The organism is Pseudomonas sp. AKS31 (assembly GCF_023634765.1).
In the GTDB taxonomy this organism is placed as follows: domain Bacteria; phylum Pseudomonadota; class Gammaproteobacteria; order Pseudomonadales; family Pseudomonadaceae; genus Aquipseudomonas.
Map to the genome: position 1 here is coordinate 178,101 of NZ_JAMLFX010000007.1, position 6,802 is coordinate 184,902.

5 protein-coding genes and 1 pseudogene are annotated in these 6,802 nt (G+C 59.2%); 3 read left to right on the forward strand and 3 right to left on the reverse strand.

The genetic code is table 11. The features are described 5' to 3' along the window. Window positions 1–46 precede the first annotated feature (46 nt). Window positions 47–1,576 carry a DHA2 family efflux MFS transporter permease subunit gene (locus M9827_RS19290; protein WP_007912465.1) on the forward strand — a complete coding sequence of 510 codons (1,530 nt, stop codon included), beginning with the start codon at window positions 47–49 and terminating at the stop codon, window positions 1,574–1,576. 218 nt (window positions 1,577–1,794) lie between these two features. On the opposite strand, the gene lpxH is transcribed toward M9827_RS19290, so the two are convergent. Next, a complete protein-coding gene (gene lpxH / locus M9827_RS19295) occupies window positions 1,795–2,541 on the reverse strand; it encodes a UDP-2,3-diacylglucosamine diphosphatase (RefSeq protein WP_250606668.1) in 747 nt (248 codons plus the stop codon). Further along, window positions 2,538–3,044, reverse strand: coding sequence for a peptidylprolyl isomerase (locus tag M9827_RS19300; protein ID WP_093434208.1), 507 nt, complete (start codon window positions 3,042–3,044; stop codon window positions 2,538–2,540). The genes lpxH and M9827_RS19300 overlap by 4 nt, the downstream gene beginning before the upstream one ends. Window positions 3,045–3,295: 251 nt before the next feature. On the opposite strand from M9827_RS19300, the gene M9827_RS19305 reads away from it, so the two are divergent. Continuing rightward, window positions 3,296–4,993 (forward strand): glutamine--tRNA ligase/YqeY domain fusion protein, encoded by a 1,698-nt coding sequence (locus M9827_RS19305; protein ID WP_250606669.1) that lies wholly within the window; start codon window positions 3,296–3,298, stop codon window positions 4,991–4,993. A 21-nt stretch (window positions 4,994–5,014) separates the two neighbouring features. Continuing rightward, the gene (gene cysS / locus M9827_RS19310) at window positions 5,015–6,397 is read left to right on the forward strand and encodes a cysteine--tRNA ligase (protein ID WP_250606671.1); all 1,383 of its coding nucleotides are present in this window, start codon (window positions 5,015–5,017) and stop codon (window positions 6,395–6,397) included. 136 nt (window positions 6,398–6,533) lie between these two features. On the opposite strand, the pseudogene M9827_RS19315 reads toward cysS, so the two are convergent. Then, window positions 6,534–6,802 (reverse strand): annotated as a pseudogene (locus M9827_RS19315) (IS481 family transposase); the annotation flags it as partial.

The window sequence follows — 6,802 nt, forward strand, 5'->3', positions numbered from 1 at the left end:
GCTCCCACAAAGGGCACGGCGTCAACCTGGTTTCATAGGATTCACAATGAGCAATAACGCCTCTTTCACGCCGCCCAGCCTGTTGCTCAGCACCATCGGCCTGTCGCTGGCGACGTTCATGCAAGTGCTCGACACCACCATTGCCAACGTGGCGCTGCCGACGATTTCCGGCAACCTGGGGGTGAGTTCGGAGCAGGGCACCTGGGTGATCACCTCCTTCGCCGTGAGCAACGCGATTGCGCTGCCGCTGACCGGTTGGCTCAGCCGCCGTTTCGGTGAGGTGAAGCTGTTTTTGTGGGCCACGATTCTGTTTGTGCTGGCCTCGTTTCTTTGCGGTATCTCGACCTCGATGCCGGAACTGATCGGTTTCCGCGTGCTGCAAGGTCTGGTGGCCGGGCCGCTGTACCCGATGACGCAAACCCTGTTGATCGCGGTGTATCCGCCGGCCAGGCGCGGCATGGCCCTGGCGTTACTGGCGATGGTCACGGTGGTTGCGCCGATTGCCGGGCCCATTCTCGGTGGCTGGATTACCGACAGTTACAGCTGGCCGTGGATCTTCTTCATCAACGTGCCGATCGGCATTTTTGCGGTGATGGTGGTGCGTTCGCAACTGGCCAAACGTCCGGTTGAGACCAGCCGTCAGCCGATGGATTACGTTGGTTTGATCACGTTGATCATTGGCGTCGGTGCGCTGCAGGTGATCCTCGACAAGGGCAATGATCTGGATTGGTTCGAGTCGAACTTCATCATCATCGGCGCAGCGATTTCGGTGATCGCGCTGGCGGTGTTCGTCATCTGGGAAATGACCGATCAGCATCCGGTGGTGAATCTACGGTTGTTCGCCTATCGCAACTTTCGCATCGGCACGCTGGTGTTGGTGCTGGGTTACGCCGGGTTCTTCGGCATCAACCTGATCCTGCCGCAATGGCTGCAGACGCAAATGGGCTACACCGCGACCTGGGCGGGACTTGCCGTGGCACCGATCGGTATTCTGCCGGTGCTGCTGTCGCCGTTTGTCGGCAAGTACGCGAACAAGTTCGACCTGCGCTTGCTCGCCGGCCTGGCGTTTCTGGCGATTGGTTTGAGCTGCTTCATGCGCGCCGGGTTCACCAACGAAGTGGACTTCCAGCACATTGCGCTGGTGCAGTTGTTCATGGGCATTGGCGTGGCGCTGTTCTTCATGCCGACCCTGAGCATTCTGATGTCTGACTTGCCACCTAGCCAGATTGCCGATGGCGCGGGTCTGGCGACTTTTCTGCGGACCTTGGGCGGTAGCTTTGCGGCATCGCTGACCACGTGGATCTGGATTCGTCGGGCCGATCAGCATCATGCGTATATGAGCGAGAGCATCAGCACCTTTGAGCCGGCAACCCGCGAGACCTTGAATCAGTTGGGCGGGGCGAGCCAGTCGGCGTATGCGCAGATGGATCAGATCCTGACCAGTCAGGCGTACATGCTCTCCACCGTGGATTACTTCACGCTGCTGGGCTGGGGCTTTATGGGGTTGATTCTGATTGTGTGGCTGGCGAAACCGCCGTTTGCTGCCAAGGCAGGGCCGGCGGCTTCTGGGCACTGAGGTCAAAAGCCCCTCACCCTAACCCTCTCCCAGAGGGAGAGGGGACTGACCGAGGTTTGCTTTCGAGGTACGCCGACCTGAGCCACCGAGTTGAGCTCAGGTTTTGAAAAGCATGATTTGAGATTGTGAGTCGGACTCAGGTTTGAACAGCATGAAGATCGGCTCCCTTTCCCCCTCGCCCCCTTGGGGGAGAGGGTTGGGGTGAGGGGGAGCGATCTTCAGCCGTGCGGCAAAGCCAGCGGCGGGGCGAAGTCGAACGGCGCCAAGGCGTACCCGCTCTCATCCACTTGCAACGCCCAACCCTGCCGATCCCAATCCCCCAGCACGATCCGCTTCGCCGCCTGCTCACCGAGCTGCAGCTTGTGAATCGCCGGGCGGTGGGTGTGGCCGTGAATCAGGGTTTTCACGCCAAATTCCTGCATGATCCGCGGAATCTCCTCCGGCGTGACATCGACAATGTCATTGGCTTTCATCCGCGTCTGCGCCTTGCTCTCGCTGCGCAGCTTGCGTGCCAGTTTGTGGCGTGTACTCAGCGGCAGGTTACGCAGGATAAACCGGGTAATCGGGTTACGCAGATAGCGCCGCAGCTTCATATAGCCGACGTCGCGGGTGCAGAGGCTGTCGCCGTGCATCAACAGCACCGGCTCGCCGTAAAACTGCACGACACTCGGATCCTTCAACAACGTACAGCCGGCCTGCTTGCAGAAGGCCTTGCCGAGCATGAAGTCGCGATTGCCGTGCATCAGAAAAATCGCCGTGCCGCTGTCGCTCAATTCGCGCAGGGCCTGGCAGATGGAACGCTGGAAGGGCGTCATGGCGTCGTCGCCAATCCACGCTTCGAAGAAGTCGCCAAGAATGTACAACGCACTCGCCGAGCGGGCGCGTCCGGCGAGCAAATCCAGAAACGCCCGGGTAATGTCCGGGCGCTCCTCTTCCAGATGCAAGTCTGAAATCAGCAATATCACGCTTCGATGATCTCGGCTTTCTCGATGATCACGTCGTCTGCGGGTACGTCCTGGTGGCCGGCCTTGGAAGTGGTCGAAACACCTTTGATCTTGTCGACAACGTCGGTGCCAGCGGTCACTTTACCGAATACTGCGTAGCCCCAGCCCTGCACGTTCTTGCCGCTGTGGTTGAGGAAGGTGTTGTCGGCGACGTTGATGAAGAACTGCGCGGAGGCCGAATGCGGCTCCATGGTGCGGGCCATGGCAACGGTGTATTTGTCGTTGGAAAGACCGTTGTCAGCTTCGTTCTGGATGCTTGGACGCTTGTCTTTCTTTTCCTTCATGCCAGGCTCGAAACCGCCGCCCTGGATCATGAAGTTACCGATGACACGGTGGAAAACGGTGTTTTCGTAGTGACCGGCGTTGACGTACTCGATGAAGTTGGCGACGGTGATCGGCGCCTTTTCAGCGTTCAGTTCGATGACGATGTCGCCATGATTGGTGGTCAATTTAACTTGAGTCATGATCGCTACTCTTTATAAGGAATTCGTGGTTTTCGGAGACTGAGTCCCGAAACCGGTTCAGCCTGCATCGGCCAAGGTGCGCAGTTTAGCGTGACAGGCGCGAATTTCGAGGCTGTTTTTCCAAATCCCTGCGATTAAATGCGCTCCTTTATAGGCCGTGCTCTGTCAGCCCCTTGACAGCATCGGCTATGATAGCGGCTTTGTTTTGTCTGGCCCCCTCTGCGGCCGCGCACCTGTAAGTCAAGGATCCTATGAGCAAGCCCACTGTCGACCCTACCTCGAATGCCAAGTCCGGCCCTGCCGTGCCGGTCAATTTCCTGCGGCCGATCATCCAGGCAGACCTGGACTCGGGCAAGCACACGCAGATCGTCACCCGTTTCCCGCCTGAGCCCAACGGCTACCTGCACATCGGCCACGCCAAGTCGATCTGTGTGAACTTCGGCCTGGCCCAGGAGTTCGGCGGCGTCACGCACCTGCGTTTCGACGACACCAACCCGGCCAAGGAAGACCAGGAATACATCGACGCGATCGAAGCCGACGTCAAATGGCTGGGTTTCGAGTGGTCCGGCGAAGTGCGCTACGCCTCGCAGTATTTCGACCAGTTGCATGACTGGGCCGTTGAGCTGATCAAGGCCGGCAAGGCCTACGTCGACGACCTGACCCCGGAGCAAGCCAAGGAATACCGTGGCAGCCTGACCGAGCCGGGCAAGAACAGCCCGTTCCGCGACCGTTCGGTGGAAGAGAACCTCGACTGGTTCGCTCGTATGCGTGCCGGTGAGTTCCCGGACGGCGCCCGCGTGCTGCGTGCGAAGATCGACATGGCCTCGCCGAACATGAACCTGCGCGACCCGATCATGTACCGCATCCGTCACGCGCACCACCACCAGACCGGTGACAAGTGGTGCATCTACCCGAACTACGATTTCACCCACGGTCAGTCGGACGCCATCGAAGGCATCACCCACTCGATCTGCACCCTCGAGTTCGAAAGCCATCGTCCGCTGTACGAGTGGTTCCTCGACGCACTGCCAGTGCCGGCGCACCCGCGTCAGTACGAGTTCAGCCGTCTGAATCTCAACTACACCATCACCAGCAAGCGCAAGCTCAAGCAACTGGTCGATGAAAAGCACGTCAATGGCTGGGACGATCCACGCATGTCCACGCTGTCGGGCTTCCGCCGCCGTGGCTACACGCCGAAATCGATCCGCAATTTCTGCGAAATGGTCGGCACCAACCGTTCCGACGGCGTGGTGGACTTCGGCATGCTCGAATTCAGCATCCGTGACGACCTCGACCAGACCGCACCGCGCGCCATGTGCGTACTGCGTCCACTGAAAGTGGTGATCACCAACTACCCGGAAGGCCAGGTCGAAAACCTCGAACTGCCGCGCCACCCGAAAGAAGACATGGGCGTGCGCGCACTGCCATTCGCCCGGGAAATCTACATCGACCGTGATGACTTCATGGAAGAGCCGCCGAAGGGTTACAAACGCCTGGAACCGGCCGGTGAAGTGCGTCTGCGTGGCAGCTACGTGATCCGTGCTGACGAGGCGATCAAGGACGCCGACGGTAACATCGTCGAACTGCGTTGCTCGTACGACCCGCAAACCCTGGGCAAGAACCCGGAAGGCCGCAAGGTCAAAGGCGTGATTCACTGGGTGCCGGCTGCGGCCAGCGTCGAGTGCGAAGTGCGTCTGTACGATCGTCTGTTCCGTTCGGCCAACCCTGAGAAGGCCGAAGACAGCGCCAGTTTCCTCGACAACATCAATCCTGATTCGCTGCAGGTACTTACCGGTTGTCGTGCTGAGCCATCGCTTGGCAATGCACAGCCGGAAGACCGTTTCCAGTTCGAGCGCGAAGGCTACTTCGTTGCGGATATGAAGGACTCGAAACCAGGTCAGCCGGTATTCAACCGTACCGTGACCCTGCGTGATTCGTGGGGCCAGTGATTCAGCGTCAAAGGAAATAACGTGCTAACGATCTACAACACGCTCACCAAGAGCAAAGAAGTCTTCAAGCCGCTGGATGGCAACAAGGTGCGCATGTACGTCTGCGGGATGACCGTGTACGACTACTGCCACCTCGGCCACGGCCGCAGCATGGTCGCGTTCGACCTGGTGACGCGCTGGTTGCGCTTCAGCGGTTACGACCTGACCTACGTGCGCAACATCACCGACATCGACGACAAGATCATCAACCGCGCCAACGAGAAAGGTGAATCGTTCGAAGCGTTGACCGAGCGCATGATCGCCGCGATGCACGAAGACGAAGCGCGCCTGAACATCAAGAAGCCGGACATGGAACCGCGCGCCACGGATCACATTCCGGGCATGCACGCGATGATCCAGACCCTGATCGACAAGGGTTACGCCTACGCTCCGGGCAACGGTGACGTGTACTACCGCGTTGCGAAATTCATGGGCTACGGCAAGCTGTCGCGCAAGAAGATCGAAGACCTGCGCATCGGCGCCCGCATCGAAGTCGACGAGTCGAAACAGGACCCGCTGGACTTCGTGCTGTGGAAAGCCGCCAAACCGGGCGAGCCGAGCTGGGAATCGCCATGGGGCGCCGGGCGTCCGGGCTGGCACATCGAGTGCTCGGTGATGTCCACCTGCTGCCTCGGCGAGACCTTCGACATTCATGGCGGCGGCAGCGACCTCGAGTTCCCGCACCACGAAAACGAAATCGCCCAGAGCGAAGCGGCCACCGGCAAGACCTACGCCAACGCGTGGATGCATTGCGGCATGATTCGCATCAATGGCGAGAAGATGTCCAAGTCCTTGAACAACTTCTTCACCATTCGCGACGTGCTGGAAAAGTACCACCCGGAAGTTGTGCGTTACCTGCTGGTGTCGAGCCACTACCGCAGCGCGATCAACTACTCGGAAGACAACCTCAAGGACGCCAAAGGCGCTCTGGAGCGTTTCTACCACGCGTTGAAAGGTCTGCCGACGGTGGCGCCGGCCGGTGGCGAAGCGTTCGTCGAACGTTTCACCACAGTGATGAACGACGACTTCGGCACGCCGGAAGCCTGTGCGGTGCTGTTCGAGATGGTTCGCGAGATCAACCGTCTGCGCGAGAGTGATCTCGACGCAGCGGCCGGTCTGGCAGCGCGTCTGAAAGAGCTGGCGAGCGTGTTGGGTGTGTTGCAGCTGGAGGCGGATGACTTCCTGCAGGCGGGCGCTGAAGGGCGTGTCGATGCGGCTGAGGTTGATGCACTGATTGCCGCGCGTCTGGCAGCGCGGGCGGGGAAGGATTGGGCTGAGTCCGATCGTATCCGTGACCAGCTGACGGCGATGGGCGTTGTGTTGGAAGACGGCAAGGGTGGCACGACCTGGCGTCTGGCTGACTGACCGAACCTGCTCTGCGTGGGAACGATCAGAACAAAACCCGCCTTGTGCGGGTTTTTGTTTGGCTGCGAGAAAGAGCCCCTCACTGTAGAGACCGGCACATCCTTTACAAATTAGACCGGGGACATCGTTTACACCTTTACAGGCTTGAAACGCGTTTGGCGCCGTTTTCAAGCCTGCCTAAACAGTGGCTGCAAAGGTACAGTTCCCAAGCGTCATCAGCCACTTCCTTCAGCGCGATATCCTCTCCAATCAGAGCCTCTCCAAGAAAAATCAGCTGTCCTTTCCATTTAATTTTCCCATTTGACCGAACCTTGCGTACTTCAACATCGGAACCGTATTCAAGCGCAGGCAAATAACCGGGATAAGCGCGTATCGACGGGCGATAGACAGATGCCGGCGGTTTCA

Bases quoted from the DNA above. Each gene is read 5' to 3' on its own strand.
- M9827_RS19300 (WP_093434208.1), bottom strand. From the start codon at position 3,044: ATGACTCAAGTTAAATTGACCACCAATCATGGCGACATCGTCATCGAA.
- M9827_RS19290 (WP_007912465.1), top strand. From the start codon at position 47: ATGAGCAATAACGCCTCTTTCACGCCGCCCAGCCTGTTGCTCAGCACC.
- M9827_RS19305 (WP_250606669.1), top strand. From the start codon at position 3,296: ATGAGCAAGCCCACTGTCGACCCTACCTCGAATGCCAAGTCCGGCCCT.